We start from the raw sequence: 20,110 nt of genomic DNA, 5'->3' as shown, positions 1-20,110 counted from the left end.
GCCCCGTACACTCATGAGGTTTACAACATGACTATTGGTGTAGTCGGTCGTAAATGCGGTATGACCCGTATTTTCACCGAAGAAGGTGTCTCCATTCCGGTCACGGTCATTGAGATCGAGCCGAATCGCGTCACCCAGTTCAAAACTGAAGAAACCGATGGCTATCGTGCAGTGCAAGTCACTGTAGGTGAGCGTCGTGCTTCGCGCGTGACTGCTGCTCAAGCAGGTCACTTCGCTAAAGCGAACGTTGCTGCTGGTCGTGGCGTTTGGGAATTCCGTCTTGAAGAAGGCGAGTACCAAGCTGGCGATCTGATCAATGCAGAAATCTTCGCAGCTGGCCAACTGGTAGATGTTACCGGTCAGTCGAAAGGTAAAGGCTTCGCCGGTACCATCAAGCGTTGGAATTTCCGCGGTCAAGATAACACCCACGGTAACTCCGTTTCCCACCGCGTCCCGGGCTCTATTGGCCAGTGCCAGACTCCTGGTCGTGTATTCAAGGGCAAAAAAATGTCCGGTCATATGGGCGCTGAGCGCGTGACCGTGCAGTCCCTGGAAGTAGTGCGCGTCGACGCTGAACGCAATCTGTTGTTGGTCAAGGGTGCTGTTCCTGGCGCTACTGGCGGCAACCTGGTTGTACGTCCGGCGGCCAAGGCTCGCGGTTAAGGGGAAGCTGACATGCAATTAAATGTAAATGACGCTCAAGCGATCGAAGTTTCCGAACTGACATTTGGCGGCGAATTCAACGAGACGCTGGTTCACCAAGCAGTCGTGGCCTACATGGCCGGCGGCCGTCAAGGTAGCAAGCAGCAAAAGACCCGTTCCGACGTTTCCGGTGGCGGCAAGCGCCCATGGCGTCAGAAAGGTACTGGCCGTGCTCGTGCCGGTACTATCCGTAGCCCAATCTGGCGTGGCGGCGGTACCACTTTCGCAGCTCGTCCTCAGGATCACTCCCAGAAGCTGAACAAGAAGATGTATCGCGCAGCAATGCGTTCCATCCTTGCTGAGCTGGTGCGTACTGATCGTCTGGTCGTGGTTCAGGATTTCGCTGTTGAAACTCCGAAAACCAAAGATCTGCTGGGCAAACTGAACAACATGAGCCTGACCGACGTTCTGATCGTGTCGGACGCTGTTGATCAGAACCTGTACCTGGCTGCTCGTAACCTGCCTCACGTTGATGTACGTGACGTGCAAGGTTCCGATCCAGTTAGTCTGATCGCATACGACAAAGTGTTGATCACTGTGTCGGCCGTGAAGAAATTCGAGGAGCTGCTGGGATGAACCAGGAACGCGTATTTAAAGTTCTGCTTGGCCCGCACGTTTCCGAGAAGGCTACGGTTCTGGCAGACAAGAAAGGCCAGTTCGTTTTCAAGGTTGCTACTGATGCAACCAAGCTGGAAATCAAGAAGGCCGTCGAAAGCCTGTTCAGCGTGAAAGTGGAGCGCGTTACTACCCTGAACATTCTGGGTAAGAGCAAGCGTACCGCTCGCGGTCTGGGCAAGCGTAATGACTGGAAGAAGGCAGTTATCTCCCTTCAGCCAGGCCAAGATCTCGATTTCAGCAGCAGTGCTGAGTAAGGAAGGGGTGCATCATGGCAATCGTTAAATGCAAACCGACTTCCCCTGGCCGCCGTTTTGTGGTCAAGGTGGTCAACCAGGAGCTGCATAAAGGCGCTCCTCACGCACCGCTGCTCGAGAAGAAGTCGAAGTCTGGTGGTCGTAACAACAATGGCCGTATTACCACTCGTCACGTTGGTGGTGGTCATAAGCAGCATTACCGTCTGGTCGACTTCCGTCGCAACGACAAAGATGGCATCGCTGCCACTGTCGAGCGTATTGAATACGATCCAAACCGTACTGCTCACATCGCTCTGCTGCTGTACGCAGATGGCGAGCGTCGCTACATCATCGCCCCTAAAGGCGTGAGCGCTGGTGACCAGCTGATCGCAGGTGCTCTGGCGCCGATCAAGCCGGGCAACGCTCTGCAGTTGCGCAACATTCCAGTTGGTAGCACCGTACACGGCATCGAACTGAAGCCAGGTAAAGGCGCGCAAATCGCTCGTTCGGCTGGTGCTTCGGCTCAGCTGGTCGCTCGTGAAGGTGTCTACGTGACCCTGCGTCTGCGTTCTGGTGAGATGCGTAAAGTGCTGGCTGAGTGCCGTGCGACCCTGGGCGAAGTCTCGAACTCCGAGCACAGCCTGCGTTCGCTGGGTAAAGCTGGTGCCAAACGCTGGCGTGGCGTTCGCCCAACCGTTCGTGGTGTTGCCATGAACCCGGTTGACCACCCACATGGTGGTGGTGAAGGTCGTACCTCTGGTGGTCGTCATCCGGTATCGCCATGGGGCTTCCCGACTAAGGGCGCGAAGACTCGTGGTAATAAGCGTACCGACAAAATGATCGTCCGTCGTCGCAAGTAAATAGAGGGATACGACAGTGCCACGTTCTCTGAAAAAAGGTCCTTTTATTGATCTTCACCTACTGAAGAAGATCGAAGTGGCGGCGGAAAAGAACGATCGCAAACCAGTTAAGACCTGGTCGCGCCGTTCCATGATCCTGCCACAAATGGTCGGTCTGACCATTGCTGTGCATAACGGTCGTCAACATGTTCCAGTTCTCGTGAACGAAGACATGGTCGGCCACAAACTGGGCGAGTTCGCCGGTACCCGTACATATCGCGGGCACGTGGCTGACAAGAAAGCCAAGCGTTAAGGGGTAAGGAATGATGGAAGTAGCCGCTAAGTTGTCGGGCGCTCGAATCTCCGCCCAGAAAGCCCGCTTGGTCGCCGACCAGATCCGCGGGAAGAAGGTGGGCGAAGCGCTCAACCTGTTGGCTTTCAGCAGTAAGAAAGCCGCCGAGATCATGAAGAAAGTGCTGGAGTCGGCCGTAGCCAACGCCGAGCATAACGAAGGCGCAGACGTTGATGACCTGAAGGTCTCCACCGTTTTCGTCAACGAAGGGCGTTCGCTGAAGCGCATCATGCCACGTGCCAAAGGCCGTGCTGATCGCATCGTCAAGCGGTCTTGCCATATCACTGTCAAGGTTGCTGACAAGTAACGGAGTCGAAGAGATGGGTCAGAAAGTACATCCCATTGGCATTCGCCTGGGAATCGTCAAGGAGCACACCTCCGTCTGGTACGCAGACGGTCGGACTTATGCGGACTATTTGCTCGCAGATCTGAATGTGCGTGAGTATCTCCAAGACAAACTAAAAAGCGCGTCCGTAAGCCGTATCGATATCCATCGTCCGGCTCAAACTGCACGCATCACCATCCACACCGCTCGTCCCGGCATCGTGATCGGCAAGAAAGGTGAAGATGTTGAGAAGCTGCGTCAGGACCTGACCAAGCAAATGGGTGTGCCTGTGCACATCAATATCGAAGAGATCCGCAAGCCGGAGCTCGACGGTATGCTGGTTGCGCAGAGCGTAGCTCAGCAGCTGGAGCGCCGCGTAATGTTCCGTCGTGCTATGAAGCGCGCTGTACAGAACGCCATGCGCATTGGTGCCAAAGGCATCAAAATCCAAGTGAGCGGTCGTCTCGGCGGTGCTGAAATCGCACGTACTGAATGGTATCGCGAAGGTCGTGTGCCACTGCACACCCTGCGTGCCGATATCGACTATGCCACCTACGAAGCTCACACCACCTACGGTGTGATCGGTGTGAAGGTTTGGATCTTCAAAGGCGAAGTAATTGGTGGTCGCCAAGAAGAGCTGAAGCCGCAAGCACCTGCGCCTCGTAAAAAAGCTGCTAAGTAAGGGGTACGCCAAATGTTGCAACCAAAGCGTACGAAGTTCCGCAAGCAAATGACCGGCCACAACCGTGGTCTGGCATTGCGCGGTAGCAAAGTCAGCTTCGGCGAGTTCGCGCTGAAGTCTGTTGCTCGTGGTCGTCTCACCGCTCGTCAGATCGAGTCAGCGCGTCGTGCTCTGACCCGTCACGTAAAACGTGGTGGCAAGATCTGGATCCGTGTATTCCCGGACAAGCCTATTTCCAAAAAGCCACTCGAAGTTCGGATGGGTAAAGGTAAGGGTAACGTCGAATACTGGGTTGCCCAGATTCAGCCAGGCAAAGTCCTGTATGAAATCGAGGGTGTTTCTGAAGAGCTGGCGCGTGAGGCTTTCGCCCTGGCTGCTGCAAAGCTGCCGCTCGCCACCTCCTTTGTTAAACGGACGGTGATGTGATGAAAGCGAATGAACTTCGTGAAAAATCCGCACAGCAGCTGAGCGAGCAACTGCTCGGCCTGCTGCGCGACCAGTTCAATCTGCGTATGCAGAAAGCAACTGGCCAGTTGGGGCAGTCTCATCTGCTCTCGCAAGTTAAGCGTGACATCGCTCGCGTGAAGACTGTGCTCAACCAGCAGGCAGGTAAGTAATCATGGCTGAAGCCGAAAAAACTGTCCGTACGCTGACTGGCCGTGTTGTCAGCGACAAGATGGACAAGACCATCACCGTTCTGATCGAGCGTCGCGTTAAGCACCCTATCTACGGTAAATACGTTAAGCGTTCGACTAAGCTGCACGCGCACGACGAAACCAATCAGTGCCACATCGGCGACAAAGTCACTATTCGTGAAACTCGTCCGATGGCCAAGACCAAGTCTTGGGCCCTGGTTGATGTTCTCGAACGCGCTGTGGAAGTCTAAGGGCTAGGGGTCGGAGAAATTATATGATTCAGACTCAATCCATGCTCGATGTGGCCGATAACAGCGGCGCTCGCCGCGTTATGTGCATCAAGGTGCTGGGTGGCTCCCATCGTCGTTACGCTGGTATCGGTGACATCATCAAAGTGACCGTCAAGGAAGCAATTCCTCGCGGTAAGGTGAAAAAAGGCCAAGTGATGACTGCTGTTGTAGTCCGCACTCGCCATGGTGTTCGTCGTGCTGACGGCTCCATCATCCGCTTTGATGGCAACGCTGCTGTTCTGTTGAACAACAAGCAAGAGCCGATCGGCACCCGTATCTTTGGGCCAGTGACCCGTGAGCTTCGTACTGAGAAGTTCATGAAGATCGTCTCGCTCGCCCCAGAAGTGCTGTAAGGAGATCCGACATGCAAAAGATTCGTCGTGACGACGAGATCATCGTGATCGCCGGCAAAGACAAAGGTAAGCGCGGTAAGGTGCTTAAGGTTCTGGCTGATGACCGTCTGGTCGTCGGTGGCCTGAATCTGGTCAAGCGTCATACCAAGCCTAACCCGATGTCGGGCGTACAGGGCGGTATCGTCGAGAAAGAAGCGCCACTGCACGCTTCCAACGTCGCCATTTTCAACGGCGAAACCAACAAGGCTGACCGCGTTGGTTTCAAAGTAGAAGACGGCAAAAAAATTCGTGTCTTCAAGTCGACCCAAAAAGCGGTTGATGCTTGAACACTGCTAGGTAGAAGACCATGGCACGACTAAAAGAGATTTACCGGAAGGAAATCGCTCCGAAACTTAAGGAAGAACTTAAGCTTTCGAACGTGATGGAAGTTCCGCGCGTTACCAAAATCACCCTGAACATGGGTCTGGGCGAAGCGATCGGCGACAAAAAAGTCATCGAGCACGCTGTTGCTGACCTGGAAAAGATCACCGGCCAGAAAGTCGTTGTGACCTACGCTCGTAAATCCATCGCTGGCTTCAAAGTCCGCGAAGGATGGCCGATCGGCGTCAAAGTGACTCTGCGCCGTGAGCGTATGTACGAGTTCCTGGATCGTCTGCTGTCGATCTCCCTGCCTCGGGTTCGCGACTTCCGCGGCCTGAATGCCAAGTCCTTCGATGGTCGTGGCAACTACAGCATGGGCGTGAAAGAGCAGATCATTTTCCCGGAAATCGATTACGACAAGATCGATGCTCTCCGCGGTCTGGACATTACCCTGACCACCACTGCCAAGAACGATGACGAAGGCCGCGCTCTGCTGCGTGCTTTCAAATTCCCGTTCCGCAACTGATTGGAGTAGGAAAATGGCCAAGAAGAGCATGAAGAACCGTGAGCTGAAGCGTAAGCTCACCGTTGCCAAGTACGCCACCAAGCGTGCAGCGCTGAAAGCTATCATCGTGGATCTGAACGCAAGTCCAGAGGCTCGTTGGGAAGCTACCGTAGCTCTGCAGAAGCAGCCACGTGACGCGAGCGCTTCGCGCATGCGTAACCGCTGCCGCCTGACTGGTCGTCCGCACGGCGTTTACCGCAAGTTCGGCCTGGGCCGTAACAAGCTGCGTGAAGCCGCAATGCGTGGTGACGTACCAGGTCTGGTCAAAGCCAGCTGGTAATAGCTATCAAAGTCGCGGTGTTCGGTGTCGCAAGATCCCGATCACCGGTGGCCTTGAACTTGAATCAAGCCCCTTTTGGGGCTTGATTCATTTCTGGGGTGTGTCTAGAATGATCGGCTCGCCTGAGCCCGTGTTTTTTGCCCGGAATTTCTCGGCGACAGTTGTAGCCGCAAGGCTAATTCTTTTTGTATCAGGAGCATCTAGCCCATGAGTATGCAGGACCCGTTAGCGGACATGCTAACTCGAATCCGTAATGCCCAGATGGCTGAAAAGTCCGTCGTAAGCATGCCGTCTTCCACGCTGAAGGTGGCTGTAGCAAAAGTCCTGAAGGACGAAGGTTACATCGCGGGTTATCAGATCAGCAGCGAAATCAAGCCTCTGCTGTCCATCGAGCTGAAATACTTCGAAGGCCGTCCGGTCATCGAGGAAGTGAAGCGCGTTAGCCGTCCAGGCCTGCGTCAGTACAAGTCCGTTGAAGAGTTGCCGAAAGTTCGTGGCGGCCTTGGCGTGTCTATCGTCTCCACCAACAAAGGTGTGATGACTGATCGTGCTGCGCGCGCTGCCGGTGTCGGCGGCGAAGTTCTTTGCACTGTGTTCTAAGGGGGGATAAGCATGTCTCGCGTCGCTAAGAACCCCGTTAAGCTGCCAGCTGGTGTCGAAGTTAAATTCGCCGGCCAACAGCTTTCGGTGAAGGGTGCCAAGGGCACTCTCGAACTGAACGTTCACTCGTCCGTTGAAATTGTTGAGGAAGCTGGTGAGCTGCGTTTTGCTGCTCGCAATGGCGACCAACAAACTCGTGCAATGGCCGGTACCACTCGTGCTCTGGTAAACAACATGGTCCAAGGCGTAAGCCAAGGCTTCGAGCGTAAGCTCCAGCTGGTCGGTGTTGGTTACAAGGCACAAGCAAAAGGCACAGTGCTGAACCTGGCCCTCGGCTTCTCGCATCCAGTGGATTACGAACTGCCGGAAGGCATCACCGCTGAGACTCCTAGCCAGACCGATATCCTGATCCGGGGCATCGATAAGCAGCTGGTAGGTCAAGTGGCCGCTGAGATCCGCGACTTCCGTCCACCAGAGCCTTACAAAGGTAAAGGTGTGCGCTACGCGGACGAAGTCGTCCGTCGTAAAGAAGCCAAGAAGAAGTAGGGCATAGCAAATGACCGACAAAAAAGTTACTCGACTGCGTCGCGCTCGCAAAGCACGCCTGAAAATGCACGAACTCGAAGTCGTGCGTCTCTGCGTGTTCCGCTCTTCGCAGCACATCTACGCCCAGGTCATTTCGGCCGACGGCAACAAAGTCCTGGCAAGTGCCTCGACTTTGGATAAAGAACTGCGTGATGGCGCCACTGGCAACATCGACGCGGCCACTAAGGTTGGCCAGCTGGTCGCTACGCGTGCAAAAGCCGCTGGCGTCTCGCAGGTGGCTTTCGACCGCTCTGGCTTCAAGTACCACGGCCGCGTCAAGGCGCTGGCTGATGCTGCTCGTGAAGCTGGGCTGGAGTTCTAAGTTATGTCAAATAACGACCAAAAGCGCGACGAAGGCTACATCGAGAAGCTGGTTCAAGTTAACCGCGTAGCCAAAACCGTTAAAGGCGGCCGTATCTTCACCTTCACCGCGTTGACCGTGGTTGGTGATGGTAAAGGCCGTGTTGGCTTCGGCCGTGGCAAGTCGCGTGAAGTGCCTGCTGCGATCCAGAAGGCAATGGAAGCTGCTCGCCGCAACATGATCCAAGTTGATCTGAACGGCACCACTCTGCAATACGCTATGAAGTCCGCCCACGGCGCTTCGAAGGTGTACATGCAGCCTGCTTCTGAAGGTACCGGTATCATCGCTGGCGGCGCTATGCGTGCCGTTCTCGAAGTGGCTGGTGTTCAGAACGTTCTGGCCAAGTGCTATGGCTCGACTAACCCAGTAAACGTGGTTCACGCCACTTTCAAGGGTTTGAAGGCTATGCAGTCCCCTGAATCCATTGCCGCCAAGCGTGGCAAAAGCGTCCAGGAGATCATCTGATCATGGCTACCGTAAAAGTAACGCTGATCAAAAGCATGACCGGCCGTATCCCTAACCACAAACTGTGCGTTAAGGGTCTGGGTCTGCGTCGCATCGGTCACACTGTAGAAGTCCAGGATACTCCCGAGAATCGCGGGATGATCAACAAGGCTTACTACATGCTGCGTGTCGAGGGTTAATCGATGAAACTCAATGATCTGAGTCCAGCGCCGGGTTCCCGTCGCGAAAAGCATCGTCCGGGCCGTGGTATCGGTAGTGGTTTGGGTAAGACTGGTGGCCGTGGTCACAAAGGTCAGACTTCCCGCTCCGGTGGCACCATTGCTCCAGGCTTTGAAGGCGGCCAACAGCCGCTGCATCGTCGCCTGCCCAAGTTCGGTTTCGTTTCCTTGAAAGCCATGGACCGCGCAGAAGTGCGTCTGTCCGAACTGGCTAAAGTGGAAGGCGACATCGTCACTGTGCAGTCCCTGAAAGATGCCAACGTGATTAACCAGAACGTTCAGCGTGTGAAAATCATGCTGTCCGGCGAAGTTACTCGCGCTGTGACCATCAAGGGTATCGCCGCCACCAAAGGTGCGCGTGCGGCTATCGAAGCAGCTGGCGGCAAGTTCGAGGAATAAATGGCTAAGCAAGGTGCTCTCTCTGCGCTCGGCAAAGGCGGTATGTCTGAACTCTGGGCTCGTCTGCGTTTTCTGTTCTTGGCGATTATCGTCTACCGAATAGGCGCACACATCCCGGTTCCAGGTATTAACCCTGACCGACTCGCAGACCTGTTTCGACAGAATGAGGGGACCATTCTTAGCTTGTTCAACATGTTTTCCGGCGGCGCGCTGGAGCGGATGAGCATCTTTGCACTGGGGATCATGCCGTACATCTCGGCATCGATCATCATGCAGCTGATGACCGCCGTCAGCCCGCAGCTGGAGCAGTTGAAGAAGGAAGGTGAAGCTGGCCGTCGCAAGATCAGCCAGTACACCCGCTACGGCACTGTCGTCCTAGCTCTGGTTCAGGCCATCGGCATGTCCGTTGGTCTGGCGGGGCAGGGCGTTGCGTTCACTGGTGACTTTGGCTTCCATTTCGTCGCGGTATCCACTTTTGTGGCTGGTGCGATGTTCATGATGTGGCTGGGTGAGCAGATTACTGAGCGTGGTGTTGGCAACGGTATCTCGATGTTGATTTTCGCAGGTATCGTCGCCGGTCTTCCGAGAGCGATCGGGCAGTCTTTCGAGTCTGCACGTCAGGGTGATATCAATATTTTTGCCCTGGTTGCAATCGGTTTGCTGGCAGTAGCGATTATCGGTTTCGTGGTGTTCATTGAGCGTGGCCAGCGTCGTATTGCTGTTCACTACGCCAAGCGTCAGCAGGGCCGTAAGGTGTTTGCTGCGCAGACCAGCCACTTGCCGCTGAAAGTGAATATGGCCGGTGTTATTCCTGCTATCTTCGCGAGCAGCATTTTGCTGTTTCCGGCTTCGTTGGGTGCCTGGTTCGGTCAGTCTGAAGGTATGGGCTGGTTGCAGGACATCTCGCAGTCGATCGCTCCTGGTCAGCCGTTGAATATTCTGCTGTTTAGTGCAGGGATTATTTTCTTCTGCTTCTTCTATACGGCGTTGATGTTCAATCCGAAAGACGTAGCGGAAAACCTGAAGAAGTCCGGTGCCTTTATTCCGGGCATCCGTCCGGGTGAGCAGTCGGCGCGCTACATTGATGGCGTTCTGACCCGCTTGACCATGTTCGGTGCTCTATATATGACGGCCGTGTGCCTGTTGCCCCAGTTCCTGGTGGTTGCTGCAAACGTTCCGTTCTACCTTGGCGGGACCTCGTTGCTGATCGTGGTCGTGGTTGTTATGGACTTTATGTCGCAAGTACAATCGCACCTCGTTTCCCACCAGTACGAATCCCTGATGAAGAAAGCCAACCTGAAGGGTTATGGCAGCGGCATGCTGCGCTAATCCATAAGGTTCGAGGAGTTGGTGATGAAAGTTCGTGCATCGGTGAAAAAGCTGTGCCGTAACTGCAAGATTATTCGCCGCGAAGGTGTTGTTCGAGTAATTTGCAGCGCGGAACCGCGTCACAAACAGCGCCAAGGCTGAGTGTGATTGTGCTTCAAGCCCGGCAGCTAGTGCGCTGCCGGGTTGATTATTTGTTATTACAGCGATATTATCTCGCGCCCTATTTCTTGGCTTCCGGGGCGTAGGTAGCTGTCAATTGGAGTCCCACTGAATGGCCCGTATTGCAGGCGTTAACATTCCAGATAACAAGCATACTGTTATCTCGCTGACCTACATCTATGGTGTTGGTCGCACTACTGCACAGAAAATCTGTGCGGTGACTGGGGTCAACCCAGCTGCGAAGATCAAGGATCTGAGCGACGAGCAAATTGAACAGCTGCGTGGCGAAGTGGCGAAGTTCACCACTGAAGGTGACCTGCGTCGCGAAATCAACATGAAAATCAAACGCTTGATGGATCTGGGCTGCTACCGCGGTCTGCGCCATCGTCGTGGTCTTCCAGTGCGCGGTCAGCGTACCAAGACCAACGCGCGTACTCGCAAAGGTCCGCGTAAGCCGATCCGCAAGTAATCGCACCAGCGAATCGACAGGAATTTAGTCATGGCAAAACCTGCTGCTCGTCCTCGTAAAAAGATTAAAAAGACAGTGGTTGATGGCATCGCCCACATCCACGCGTCTTTCAACAACACCATCGTGACCATCACCGACCGTCAAGGTAACGCTCTTTCCTGGGCAACCTCCGGTGGTTCGGGTTTCCGCGGTTCTCGCAAGTCCACCCCGTTTGCTGCTCAAGTAGCCGCTGAACGTGCTGGTCAAGCTGCGCTGGAATATGGCCTGAAGAACCTCGACGTTAACGTCAAGGGCCCAGGTCCAGGTCGTGAATCCGCAGTCCGCGCTTTGAACGGCTGTGGCTACAAGATCGCCAGCATCACCGACGTGACGCCAATCCCGCACAACGGGTGCCGTCCGCCGAAGAAGCGCCGCGTGTAATCCAGGAGATTGTAAAGAATGGCTCGTTACATTGGTCCAAAATGCAAACTGGCTCGTCGCGAAGGCACCGATCTCTTCCTGAAGAGCGGCGTGCGCGCTATCGAATCCAAGTGCAACATCGAAGCAGCTCCTGGCATCCACGGCCAGCGTCGTGGTCGTCAGTCCGACTATGGTACTCAGCTGCGTGAAAAGCAAAAAGTTCGTCGTATCTACGGCGTACTCGAGCGTCAATTCAGCGGCTACTACAAACAAGCAGCTGGCAAGAAGGGCGCAACCGGCGAAAACCTGTTGCAACTGCTCGAATGCCGTCTGGACAACGTTGTATACCGCATGGGCTTCGGTTCTACTCGTGCCGAGTCCCGTCAGCTGGTATCGCACAAGTCGATCAGCGTAAACGGTCAGACCGTTAACGTTCCGTCCTACCAGGTTCGTGCTGGTGACGTGGTCGCTGTTCGCGAGAAAGCAAAAAATCAACTTCGCATTGTCCAAGCTCTCGATCTGTGTGCTCAACGTGGCCGCGTAGAATGGGTAGAAGTAGACACTGAGAAGAAGTCGGGCGTTTTCAAGAACGTTCCAGCTCGCAGTGATCTGTCCGCCGACATCAACGAAAGCCTGATTGTCGAGCTCTACTCCAAGTAAGGGCTAGAAAATAGGTGCATCCATGCAGATTTCGGTAAATGAGTTCCTGACACCCCGCCACATTGATGTGCAGGTTGTCAGTCCAACCCGCGCCAAGATCACTCTCGAGCCTCTCGAGCGTGGCTTTGGCCACACCCTGGGCAACGCGCTGCGCCGCATCCTGTTGTCCTCAATGCCCGGCTGTGCAGTAGTCGAGGCCGAGATTGACGGTGTGCTCCACGAGTACAGCGCCATCGAAGGTGTACAGGAAGACGTAATTGAAATCCTGTTGAACCTTAAAGGTCTGGCTATCAAGCTGCACGGCCGTGACGAAGTTACGCTGACCTTGTCGAAGAAGGGTTCGGGGGTGGTTACCGCTGCCGATATTCAGCTGGATCATGATGTCGAGATCGTTAACCCCGATCACGTAATCGCTAACCTGGCGTCTAACGGCGCCCTGAACATGAAGCTCGTAGTAGCTCGTGGTCGTGGTTATGAACCGGCCGACTCGCGTCAGAGCGATGAAGACGAAAGCCGCAGCATTGGTCGCTTGCAGCTCGACTCTTCGTTCAGCCCGGTTCGCCGCATCGCATACGTGGTGGAAAACGCCCGTGTCGAGCAGCGTACTAACCTGGACAAGCTGGTTATTGATCTGGAAACCAACGGTACTCTGGATCCTGAAGAGGCTATCCGTCGTGCTGCAACCATCCTGCAACAGCAGTTGGCTGCGTTCGTCGACCTCAAAGGTGACAGTGAGCCAGTGGTAGTCGAGCAGGAAGACGAGATCGATCCGATCCTGCTTCGCCCGGTTGACGATCTGGAACTGACTGTACGTTCGGCTAACTGCCTTAAGGCGGAAAACATTTACTACATCGGCGACCTGATTCAGCGTACCGAAGTAGAACTGTTGAAGACTCCGAACCTGGGTAAGAAATCCTTGACTGAAATCAAGGACGTTCTGGCCTCCCGCGGTCTGTCCCTCGGCATGCGCCTCGACAACTGGCCGCCTGCAAGTCTTAAGAAGGACGACAAGGCGACTGCCTGATCGTCGTAATCACCGAACGTTGTGTTTGGTAAGGAATGAACCATGCGTCATCGTAAAAGTGGGCGTCACCTGAGCCGCACCAGCTCGCACCGCAAGGCCATGTTCCAGAACATGGCGGTGTCGCTGTTCGAGCACGAGCTGATCAAAACTACACTGCCGAAAGCTAAAGAACTGCGCCGCGTTGCCGAGCCGCTGATCACTTTGGCCAAGACAGACAGCCTGGCTAACCGCCGTCTGGCTTTCGACCGTACTCGTTCGAAAGCTATCGTTGGTAAGCTCTTCAACGACCTGGGCAAGCGTTACGCTACCCGTGAGGGTGGCTACCTGCGCATCCTCAAGTGCGGTTTCCGCGCTGGCGACAACGCTCCTATGGCGTACGTTGAACTGGTTGATCGTGCTGTCGGCGGTGAAGCTGTATCCGCTGAGTAAGACGTCAGTCTGAAACAAGGAACCGGGCCTAGTGCCCGGTTTTTTGTATCTGTATGTATTAGATATTTCTATCGTTAGCTAATGTGTAATGCATTGGATCTTGTAACACTGCTGGTCAATACTCTTCGTCAGCCGATTAGCCGGCAGTTTCACAGACTGACAGAGGAAGATTGTGCATGAGCCAGACCAAAACTCTTACTACCGCTAGTGGCGCTCCTGTCGCTGATAACCAGAATTCCCGTTCCGCCGGCCCTCGTGGTCCGCTGCTTCTCGACGATTTTCACCTGATCGAAAAGCTCGCCCATTTCAATCGCGAGAATATCCCTGAGCGTCGCGTGCACGCCAAGGGCTCGGGTGCCTACGGCACTTTCACGGTCTCTCGCGACATTACCCAATACACCAGTGCCAAGCTGTTTGAAGCAGTTGGCAAGAAAACTCCGACCTTCCTGCGTTTCTCCACAGTAGGCGGCGAACGTGGTTCGGCTGACACCGAGCGCGATCCCCGCGGCTTTGCCCTCAAGTTCTACACCGAAGAAGGCAACTGGGACATCGTGGGTAACAACACCCCGGTCTTCTTCATTCGCGACCCGCTGAAGTTTCCCGATTTCATCCACACCCAGAAGCGCCTTCCTCAGAGCAACCTGAAAAGTGCTCAGATGATGTGGGATTTCTGGTCGCATTCGCCTGAGGCGCTGCACCAGGTAACCATTCTGTTTTCCGATCGGGGCATTCCAGACGGCTACCGTCATATGCACGGCTTTGGCAGTCACACCTACAGCCTGATCAACGCCAAGGGCGAGCGGCACTGGGTCAAGTGGCACTACAAGACCAAGCAGGGCATCAAGAACCTGGCACCGGCGGAGGCTGCACGTCTGGCGGGTACCGACCCGGATTACGCTCAGCGCGACCTGTTCAACGCGATCGAGCGCGGCGACTTTCCGAAGTGGAGCGTGTGCATCCAGATCATGACTGAGGCGCAAGCCGCGGCGCACTATGAGAACCCGTTCGATGTGACCAAGACCTGGTCGCAGAAGGAGTTCCCGTTGATCGAGGTTGGCGAGTTGGAGTTGAACCGCAATCCGCTGAACTACTTTGCCGAGGTCGAACAGGCCACCTTTGGCCCAAGCAACATGGTGCCAGGTGTCGGGCTTTCGCCGGATCGCATGCTCCAGGGCCGGGTATTCGCTTACGCCGATGCGCACCGCTACCGCGTGGGCACCAACCATCAGCAGTTGCCGGTCAATGCTCCATTGAGCCCGGTAAACAGCTACCAGCGTGACGGCTCCATGGCTTTCGGAAGCAACGGCGGCGCTGCACCGAACTACGAGCCCAACAGCTACAGCGATGCACCGAAGCAGGCTCCACGCTACGCAGAGCCGCCCCTGGCGCTTAGCGGCGCCGCAGACCGCTACGATCATCGCGAAGACACCGACTATTACAGTCATGCGGGAGCTCTGTTCCGCCTGATGAATGATGAACAGAAGGCTCTGTTGATCAACAACATTGCCGGTGCCATGACTGGGGTGACGGCTGATGTGGTTGATCGTCAACTGCAACATTTCTACAAGGCGGACCCGGCTTACGGCGAAGGTATCGCCAAAGCTTTGGGCGTATCGCTCAAGTAAGTCTAAATAAGAAGCAGAACCGCCCTCATTAGGGCGGTTTTTGCGTTATTTCTACTGGTTTTCTCGGATATTCTTTACTTTTCTGGCTATTTCTAAGTGACCTGCAAGTCAGCTTGGTTCAAACTATCGACTTTCAAGCAGGGAGATTTAGGGCGATGCAAGGTCACCCGGACGTAATCGATTACCTCAACACGTTGCTGACGGGCGAACTGGCAGCACGCGACCAATATTTCATTCATTCGCGGATGTACGAAGACTGGGGCTTCACCAAGCTCTACGAGCGTATCAACCACGAAATGGAAGAAGAGGCGCAACACGCCGATGCCCTGATACGCCGCATTCTGATGCTCGAAGGCACACCGCGCATGCGCCCCGATGATCTCGACACCGGGACCACCGTGCCGGAGATGCTGGCCAGTGACCTGCGTCTGGAATACAAGGTTCGCGCTGCGCTGTGCAAAGGCATCGAGCTGTGCGAGCTGCACAAGGACTATGTCAGCCGCGACATCCTGCGTATCCAGTTGGCAGATACCGAAGAAGATCACACCTACTGGCTGGAGAAGCAGTTGGGCCTGATTAAGTCCATCGGGTTGGAAAACTACCTGCAATCGCAGTTCTGACTGCAGAAGGCGGGGATGCCGGTTCGCGAGCAAGCTCGCTCCTACGGTAGATGCGTCAGATCCGAGATGTAAAAAAGCCCCTGGCACCGCGAGGTGACAGGGGCTTTTTCATGGGCCTCAGGCGCGGTCGCGGGTCAGCAACGGCTTGAGGTAATGCCCGGTGTGGGATTGGGGCATTTCCGCAACCTGTTCCGGGGTACCGACGGCGATGATCTGGCCGCCTTTGGAGCCGCCTTCCGGCCCCAGGTCAACCAGCCAGTCGGCGGTCTTGATCACATCCAGGTTGTGTTCGATCACCACCACGGTGTTGCCGTGATCGCGCAGGCGGTGCAACACGTCCAGCAGTTGCTGGATATCCGCGAAGTGCAGGCCTGTTGTCGGCTCGTCGAGGATATACAGGGTCTTGCCGGTATCGCGCTTGGACAGCTCACGGGACAGCTTGACCCGCTGGGCCTCGCCGCCGGACAAGGTGGTCGCCGATTGGCCGAGCTTGATGTAGGACAGGCCTACATCCATCAGCGTTTGCAGTTTGCGCGCCAGGGCCGGAACCGGATCGAAGAACTCGCGGGCTTCCTCGATGGTCATTTCCAGTACTTCGTGGATGTTCTTGCCCTTGTACTTGATCTCCAGGGTTTCGCGGTTGTAACGCTTGCTCTTGCACACGTCGCAGGGCACGTAGATGTCCGGCAGGAAGTGCATCTCCACCTTGATCAGGCCATCGCCCTGGCAGGCCTCGCAGCGTCCGCCCTTGACGTTGAAGGAGAAGCGGCCAGGGCCATAGCCCCGGGAGCGAGACTCCGGCACGCCGGAAAACAGCTCGCGAATCGGTGTGAACAGCCCGGTGTAAGTCGCCGGGTTGGAGCGCGGAGTACGGCCGATCGGACTTTGATCGATGTCCACTACCTTGTCCAGGTGCTGCAGGCCGTTGATGCTGTCGTGGGGCGCCGCTTCCAGAGTGGTTGCACCGTTGAGCGCCGTGGCACTCAGGGGGAACAGGGTGTTGTTGATCAGCGTCGACTTGCCCGAGCCGGACACCCCGGTCACGCAGGTCAGCAGACCAATCGGAATTTCCAGGTCGACATTGCGCAGGTTGTTGCCGCGTGCGCCCTTGAGGGTCAGGGAAAGCTTCTTGTTGCGCGGGGTACGTTTGGCCGGCACCACGATCTTCACTCGGCCAGACAGGTACTTGCCGGTCAGGGAGTCCGGGTGCGCCATGACTTCTGCCGCAGTACCTTCGGCAACGATTCTCCCGCCGTGCACACCGGCGCCCGGGCCGATGTCCACCACGTAGTCGGCCAGGCGGATCGCATCTTCATCGTGTTCGACCACGATCACCGTGTTGCCGATATCCCGCAGGTGCTTCAGGGTCCCGAGCAAACGATCGTTATCCCGCTGGTGCAGGCCAATGGATGGCTCGTCGAGGATGTACATCACCCCCACCAGGCCGGCACCGATCTGGCTGGCCAGGCGAATACGCTGTGCCTCGCCGCCGGACAGGGTATCGGCGCTGCGATCCAGGGTCAGATAGTCGAGCCCCACGTTGACCAGGAACTGCAGGCGTTCGCGGATTTCCTTGAGGATCTTGTCGGCGATCTCGCCACGACGCCCAGTCAGTTTCAGAGTGCCGAAATAGTCGGTGGCATCGCCGATGGGCAGACTGGTGACCGCCGGCAGGGTTTTCTCGCCGACCCAGACATGACGGGCCTCGCGGCGCAGACGCGTGCCGCGGCAGTCCGGGCAGGGCTGGGTGCTGAGGAACTTGGCCAGCTCTTCGCGCACGGTGGCCGACTCGGTTTCCCGGTAGCGACGCTCCAGGTTCGGCACTATCCCTTCGAACGGGTGGGAGCGCTTGACGATATCGCCGCGGTCGTTGAGGTATTTGAAGTCGACATTCTGCGTACCGCTGCCATGCAGGATGACTTTCTGCTGATCCGCCGGCAGTTGGTTGAACGGCACTTCCAGGCTGAAGCCGTAATGAGAGGCCAGCGAGCCGAGCATCTGGAAGTAATAGACGTTGCGCCGGTCCCAGCCGCGAATCGCCCCTTCGGCCAGGGTCAGTTCGCCATTGACCAGGCGCTTGATGTCGAAGAATTGCTTCACCCCCAGGCCGTCACAGGTCGGGCAGGCACCGGCCGGGTTGTTGAAGGAGAACAGCTTGGGTTCCAGCTCGCTGATGGCATGGCCGCAGATCGGGCAGGCGAAGCGCGCGGAGAAGATCATCTCTTCCCCGGGCTCATCGTCCATCGGCGCCACCAGGGCAATGCCGTCCGCCAGCTTCAGTGCGGTTTCGAAGGATTCGGCCAGGCGCTGCTGCAGGTCGGCGCGGACCTTGAAGCGGTCGACCACCACATCGATGGAGTGCTTCTTCTGTTTATCCAGCTTCGGCAACTCGTCCAGCTCGAACAGCTTGCCGTTGACTCGCGCCCGCACAAAACCCTGGGCCCGCAGCTCTTCAAAGACCGAAAGGTGTTCGCCCTTGCGCTCACGAATCACCGGCGCCAGCAGCATCAGCTTGCTGCCTTCAGGCTGGGCCAGCACCAGGTCGACCATCTGGCTGACGGTCTGGGCTTCCAGCGGGATGTCGTGATCCGGGCAGCGCGGAGTACCGACACGGGCATAGAGCAGGCGCAGGTAGTCGTAGATTTCGGTAATGGTGCCGACTGTGGAGCGCGGGTTGTGGGAGGTGGATTTCTGCTCGATGGAAATCGCCGGCGACAGGCCTTCGATGGTGTCGACATCGGGCTTTTCCATCATCGACAGGAACTGTCGGGCATAGGCCGACAGCGATTCGACATAGCGGCGCTGGCCTTCGGCATACAAAGTGTCGAAAGCCAGGGACGACTTGCCGGACCCAGACAGCCCGGTGATGACGATCAACTTGTCCCGTGGCAGGGTCAGGTCGATGTTCTTCAGGTTGTGGGTGCGGGCCCCACGAATCAGAATCTTGTCCAAAAGTGGCCTCGATCGGCGGGCGTAAAGGCAGGAGTATAAAACCAAATACTGGATGGATGCACACTATCGTGCGCGGCTTTTTCGGTTGCCGGTCAGGGCTGCGCGGCAAAGCGTCGCCATATACCCCCTCTACCGATCCGACTGGTAGAATCGCCGCCGGTTCACACGAGGTTTTTCCATGCACGATCCCCACAGCGAACGCATGAGCGGCAGCGAGACCCGCGCAGCAAGCGGCCTGGCCCTGGTGTTCGCCTTCCGTATGCTTGGCATGTTTATGGTACTGCCGGTCCTGGCAACCTATGGAATGGATCTCGCAGGAGCGACCCCGGCCCTGATCGGCCTGGCCATTGGCGCCTATGGCCTGACCCAGGCAGTTTTCCAGATTCCCTTCGGGATCATTTCCGACCGTATCGGTCGCCGCCCGGTTATTTACCTGGGGCTGATCGTATTCGCCCTGGGCAGCCTGCTGGCGGCGAACGCCGACTCGATCTGGGGCGTGATCGCCGGCCGGATCCTGCAGGGCGCCGGGGCGATTTCCGCAGCAGTGATGGCGCTGCTCTCGGACCTGACCCGGGAGCAGCATCGGACCAAGGCCATGGCCATGATCGGCATGACCATCGGCGTCTCCTTCGCCGTGGCCATGGTCGTCGGCCCGCTGCTGACCCGCAGCTTCGGCCTGTCCGGGCTGTTCCTGGCCACCGGTGGCATGGCCCTGGTGGGGATCCTGATCATCGCCTTCATGGTGCCGCGCGCCACCGGGCCCTTGCAGCACCGCGAATCCGGAGTGGCGCGCCAGGCGCTGCTTCCCACCCTCAAGCACCCGGATCTGCTGCGCCTGGACCTGGGGATCTTCGTGTTGCACGCGATGCTGATGTCGAGCTTCGTTGCCTTGCCCCTGGCCCTGGTGGAAAAAGCCGGCCTGCCCAAAGACCAGCATTGGTGGGTGTACCTCACTGCACTGCTGATCTCCTTCTTCGCCATGATCCCGTTCATCATCTACGGCGAGAAGAAACGCAAAATGAAACGAGTTCTGTTGGGCGCGGTCAGTACGCTGCTGCTCACCGAGCTATTCTTCTGGGAGTTCGGCGACAGTTTGCGGGCGCTGGTGATCGGCACCGTGGTGTTCTTCACCGCGTTCAACCTGCTGGAAGCGTCCTTGCCGTCGCTGATCAGCAAGGTGTCGCCGGCAGGCGGCAAGGGCACGGCGATGGGGGTCTACTCCACCAGCCAGTTCCTCGGTTCGGCACTGGGCGGCATCCTCGGCGGCTGGCTGTTCCAGCATGGCGGTTTGTCGGTTGTGTTCCTTGGAGGGGCAGGTCTGGCTGCACTCTGGCTGGCCTTTGCTGTTACCATGCGCGAGCCCCCGTATGTGACGAGCCTGCGCTTGCCGTTATCGCCCGAAGCGATCCGCGAAGCCGGCCTGGTCGAGCGCCTGAAGGCCGTTGTTGGGGTAACAGATGCCGTAGTGGTGGCCGAAGAAGCCGCCATTTACATCAAATTGGACACCGAATTATTGGATCGCACGACCCTCGAGCAGCTGGTCAACCCAGCGCCGTCGGCGCGCGAAGCCTAGGAGAACGTT

At 56.7% G+C, this 20,110-nt stretch carries 31 protein-coding genes; 30 read left to right on the top strand and 1 reads right to left on the bottom strand.

Features of this window, described 5'->3' with window-relative positions; translation table 11 throughout:
- The first annotated feature begins 27 nt into the window (after positions 1-27).
- From rplC to bfr, 29 genes are all read left to right on the top strand, one after another.
- Positions 28-663, top strand: coding sequence for a 50S ribosomal protein L3 (rplC, locus tag GWQ44_RS22165; protein ID WP_007924205.1), 636 nt, complete (start codon positions 28-30; stop codon positions 661-663).
- Positions 664-675: 12 nt separating this feature from the next.
- A complete protein-coding gene (gene rplD / locus GWQ44_RS22160) occupies positions 676-1,278 on the top strand; it encodes a 50S ribosomal protein L4 (protein ID WP_007924200.1) in 603 nt (200 codons plus the stop codon).
- Positions 1,275-1,574, top strand: a complete 300-nt coding sequence (gene rplW, locus GWQ44_RS22155; protein WP_275928280.1) for a 50S ribosomal protein L23 — start codon at positions 1,275-1,277, stop codon at positions 1,572-1,574. The genes rplD and rplW overlap by 4 nt, the downstream gene beginning before the upstream one ends.
- Before the next feature lie 14 nt (positions 1,575-1,588).
- A complete protein-coding gene (rplB, locus tag GWQ44_RS22150) occupies positions 1,589-2,413 on the top strand; it encodes a 50S ribosomal protein L2 (RefSeq protein ID WP_011063775.1) in 825 nt (274 codons plus the stop codon).
- A 16-nt stretch (positions 2,414-2,429) separates the two neighbouring features.
- A complete protein-coding gene (gene rpsS, locus GWQ44_RS22145; protein WP_002555486.1) occupies positions 2,430-2,705 on the top strand; it encodes a 30S ribosomal protein S19 in 276 nt (91 codons plus the stop codon).
- Positions 2,706-2,718: 13 nt separating this feature from the next.
- The gene (rplV, locus tag GWQ44_RS22140; RefSeq protein WP_003103908.1) at positions 2,719-3,051 is read left to right on the top strand and encodes a 50S ribosomal protein L22; all 333 of its coding nucleotides are present in this window, start codon (positions 2,719-2,721) and stop codon (positions 3,049-3,051) included.
- A 13-nt stretch (positions 3,052-3,064) separates the two neighbouring features.
- Positions 3,065-3,751 carry a 30S ribosomal protein S3 gene (rpsC, locus tag GWQ44_RS22135; protein ID WP_007924192.1) on the top strand — a complete coding sequence of 229 codons (687 nt, stop codon included), beginning with the start codon at positions 3,065-3,067 and terminating at the stop codon, positions 3,749-3,751.
- Positions 3,752-3,763: 12 nt separating this feature from the next.
- Entirely contained in the window at positions 3,764-4,177 is a 414-nt protein-coding gene (gene rplP, locus GWQ44_RS22130) for a 50S ribosomal protein L16 (RefSeq protein ID WP_003228729.1), read from the top strand.
- The gene (rpmC, locus tag GWQ44_RS22125; protein WP_057433756.1) at positions 4,177-4,368 is read left to right on the top strand and encodes a 50S ribosomal protein L29; all 192 of its coding nucleotides are present in this window, start codon (positions 4,177-4,179) and stop codon (positions 4,366-4,368) included. Before rplP ends, rpmC begins: the two co-directional genes overlap by 1 nt.
- A gap of 2 nt (positions 4,369-4,370) precedes the next feature.
- Positions 4,371-4,637: a 30S ribosomal protein S17 gene (gene rpsQ, locus GWQ44_RS22120; RefSeq protein ID WP_003194644.1), complete on the top strand. Its 267-nt coding sequence runs from the start codon at positions 4,371-4,373 to the stop codon at positions 4,635-4,637.
- A 23-nt stretch (positions 4,638-4,660) separates the two neighbouring features.
- Positions 4,661-5,029: a 50S ribosomal protein L14 gene (gene rplN, locus GWQ44_RS22115; RefSeq protein WP_002555479.1), complete on the top strand. Its 369-nt coding sequence runs from the start codon at positions 4,661-4,663 to the stop codon at positions 5,027-5,029.
- Positions 5,030-5,040: 11 nt separating this feature from the next.
- Positions 5,041-5,355, top strand: coding sequence for a 50S ribosomal protein L24 (gene rplX, locus GWQ44_RS22110; RefSeq protein WP_007896770.1), 315 nt, complete (start codon positions 5,041-5,043; stop codon positions 5,353-5,355).
- A 20-nt stretch (positions 5,356-5,375) separates the two neighbouring features.
- A complete protein-coding gene (gene rplE / locus GWQ44_RS22105; protein ID WP_003210069.1) occupies positions 5,376-5,915 on the top strand; it encodes a 50S ribosomal protein L5 in 540 nt (179 codons plus the stop codon).
- 13 nt (positions 5,916-5,928) lie between these two features.
- Positions 5,929-6,234 (top strand): 30S ribosomal protein S14, encoded by a 306-nt coding sequence (gene rpsN, locus GWQ44_RS22100; RefSeq protein ID WP_275928279.1) that lies wholly within the window; start codon positions 5,929-5,931, stop codon positions 6,232-6,234.
- Positions 6,235-6,441: 207 nt separating this feature from the next.
- Entirely contained in the window at positions 6,442-6,834 is a 393-nt protein-coding gene (gene rpsH / locus GWQ44_RS22095) for a 30S ribosomal protein S8 (RefSeq protein ID WP_011063773.1), read from the top strand.
- Positions 6,835-6,846: 12 nt separating this feature from the next.
- On the top strand, positions 6,847-7,380 hold the full coding sequence (rplF, locus tag GWQ44_RS22090) for a 50S ribosomal protein L6 (protein ID WP_016966733.1): 534 nt from the start codon (positions 6,847-6,849) through the stop codon (positions 7,378-7,380).
- A 10-nt stretch (positions 7,381-7,390) separates the two neighbouring features.
- On the top strand, positions 7,391-7,741 hold the full coding sequence (gene rplR / locus GWQ44_RS22085) for a 50S ribosomal protein L18 (protein WP_003186037.1): 351 nt from the start codon (positions 7,391-7,393) through the stop codon (positions 7,739-7,741).
- A gap of 3 nt (positions 7,742-7,744) precedes the next feature.
- Positions 7,745-8,245: a 30S ribosomal protein S5 gene (gene rpsE / locus GWQ44_RS22080; protein WP_007924184.1), complete on the top strand. Its 501-nt coding sequence runs from the start codon at positions 7,745-7,747 to the stop codon at positions 8,243-8,245.
- Positions 8,246-8,247: 2 nt separating this feature from the next.
- The gene (gene rpmD / locus GWQ44_RS22075; RefSeq protein WP_003176408.1) at positions 8,248-8,424 is read left to right on the top strand and encodes a 50S ribosomal protein L30; all 177 of its coding nucleotides are present in this window, start codon (positions 8,248-8,250) and stop codon (positions 8,422-8,424) included.
- Positions 8,425-8,427: 3 nt separating this feature from the next.
- Positions 8,428-8,862, top strand: coding sequence for a 50S ribosomal protein L15 (gene rplO, locus GWQ44_RS22070; protein WP_007924183.1), 435 nt, complete (start codon positions 8,428-8,430; stop codon positions 8,860-8,862).
- Entirely contained in the window at positions 8,863-10,191 is a 1,329-nt protein-coding gene (secY, locus tag GWQ44_RS22065; RefSeq protein WP_007924182.1) for a preprotein translocase subunit SecY, read from the top strand. It begins immediately after the preceding gene.
- Between the two features lie 24 nt (positions 10,192-10,215).
- Entirely contained in the window at positions 10,216-10,332 is a 117-nt protein-coding gene (rpmJ, locus tag GWQ44_RS22060) for a 50S ribosomal protein L36 (protein WP_002555468.1), read from the top strand.
- A 130-nt stretch (positions 10,333-10,462) separates the two neighbouring features.
- A complete protein-coding gene (rpsM, locus tag GWQ44_RS22055; protein WP_003186020.1) occupies positions 10,463-10,819 on the top strand; it encodes a 30S ribosomal protein S13 in 357 nt (118 codons plus the stop codon).
- A 30-nt stretch (positions 10,820-10,849) separates the two neighbouring features.
- On the top strand, positions 10,850-11,239 hold the full coding sequence (gene rpsK / locus GWQ44_RS22050; RefSeq protein WP_007924177.1) for a 30S ribosomal protein S11: 390 nt from the start codon (positions 10,850-10,852) through the stop codon (positions 11,237-11,239).
- A gap of 18 nt (positions 11,240-11,257) precedes the next feature.
- Positions 11,258-11,878 carry a 30S ribosomal protein S4 gene (rpsD, locus tag GWQ44_RS22045; RefSeq protein WP_011063772.1) on the top strand — a complete coding sequence of 207 codons (621 nt, stop codon included), beginning with the start codon at positions 11,258-11,260 and terminating at the stop codon, positions 11,876-11,878.
- Positions 11,879-11,900: 22 nt separating this feature from the next.
- Complete coding sequence (rpoA, locus tag GWQ44_RS22040) at positions 11,901-12,902, top strand: DNA-directed RNA polymerase subunit alpha (RefSeq protein WP_007970428.1); 1,002 nt, start codon at positions 11,901-11,903, stop codon at positions 12,900-12,902.
- 42 nt (positions 12,903-12,944) lie between these two features.
- Positions 12,945-13,331: a 50S ribosomal protein L17 gene (rplQ, locus tag GWQ44_RS22035; RefSeq protein WP_007924175.1), complete on the top strand. Its 387-nt coding sequence runs from the start codon at positions 12,945-12,947 to the stop codon at positions 13,329-13,331.
- Positions 13,332-13,507: 176 nt separating this feature from the next.
- Positions 13,508-14,956 (top strand): catalase, encoded by a 1,449-nt coding sequence (locus tag GWQ44_RS22030; protein WP_016966732.1) that lies wholly within the window; start codon positions 13,508-13,510, stop codon positions 14,954-14,956.
- A 155-nt stretch (positions 14,957-15,111) separates the two neighbouring features.
- On the top strand, positions 15,112-15,576 hold the full coding sequence (gene bfr, locus GWQ44_RS22025; RefSeq protein ID WP_016966731.1) for a bacterioferritin: 465 nt from the start codon (positions 15,112-15,114) through the stop codon (positions 15,574-15,576).
- A 117-nt stretch (positions 15,577-15,693) separates the two neighbouring features.
- On the opposite strand, the gene uvrA is transcribed toward bfr, so the two are convergent.
- The gene (gene uvrA, locus GWQ44_RS22020) at positions 15,694-18,528 is read right to left on the bottom strand and encodes an excinuclease ABC subunit UvrA (protein WP_275928278.1); all 2,835 of its coding nucleotides are present in this window, start codon (positions 18,526-18,528) and stop codon (positions 15,694-15,696) included.
- A 178-nt stretch (positions 18,529-18,706) separates the two neighbouring features.
- On the opposite strand from uvrA, the gene GWQ44_RS22015 reads away from it, so the two are divergent.
- Positions 18,707-20,101 carry an MFS transporter gene (locus GWQ44_RS22015; RefSeq protein ID WP_016966729.1) on the top strand — a complete coding sequence of 465 codons (1,395 nt, stop codon included), beginning with the start codon at positions 18,707-18,709 and terminating at the stop codon, positions 20,099-20,101.
- Positions 20,102-20,110: the final 9 nt, after the last annotated feature.

This window comes from Pseudomonas sp. 3MA1 (assembly GCF_029237275.1).
GTDB lineage: Bacteria > Pseudomonadota > Gammaproteobacteria > Pseudomonadales > Pseudomonadaceae > Aquipseudomonas > Aquipseudomonas fluorescens_AP.
This window is presented reverse-complemented; position numbering and strand designations above follow the sequence as displayed.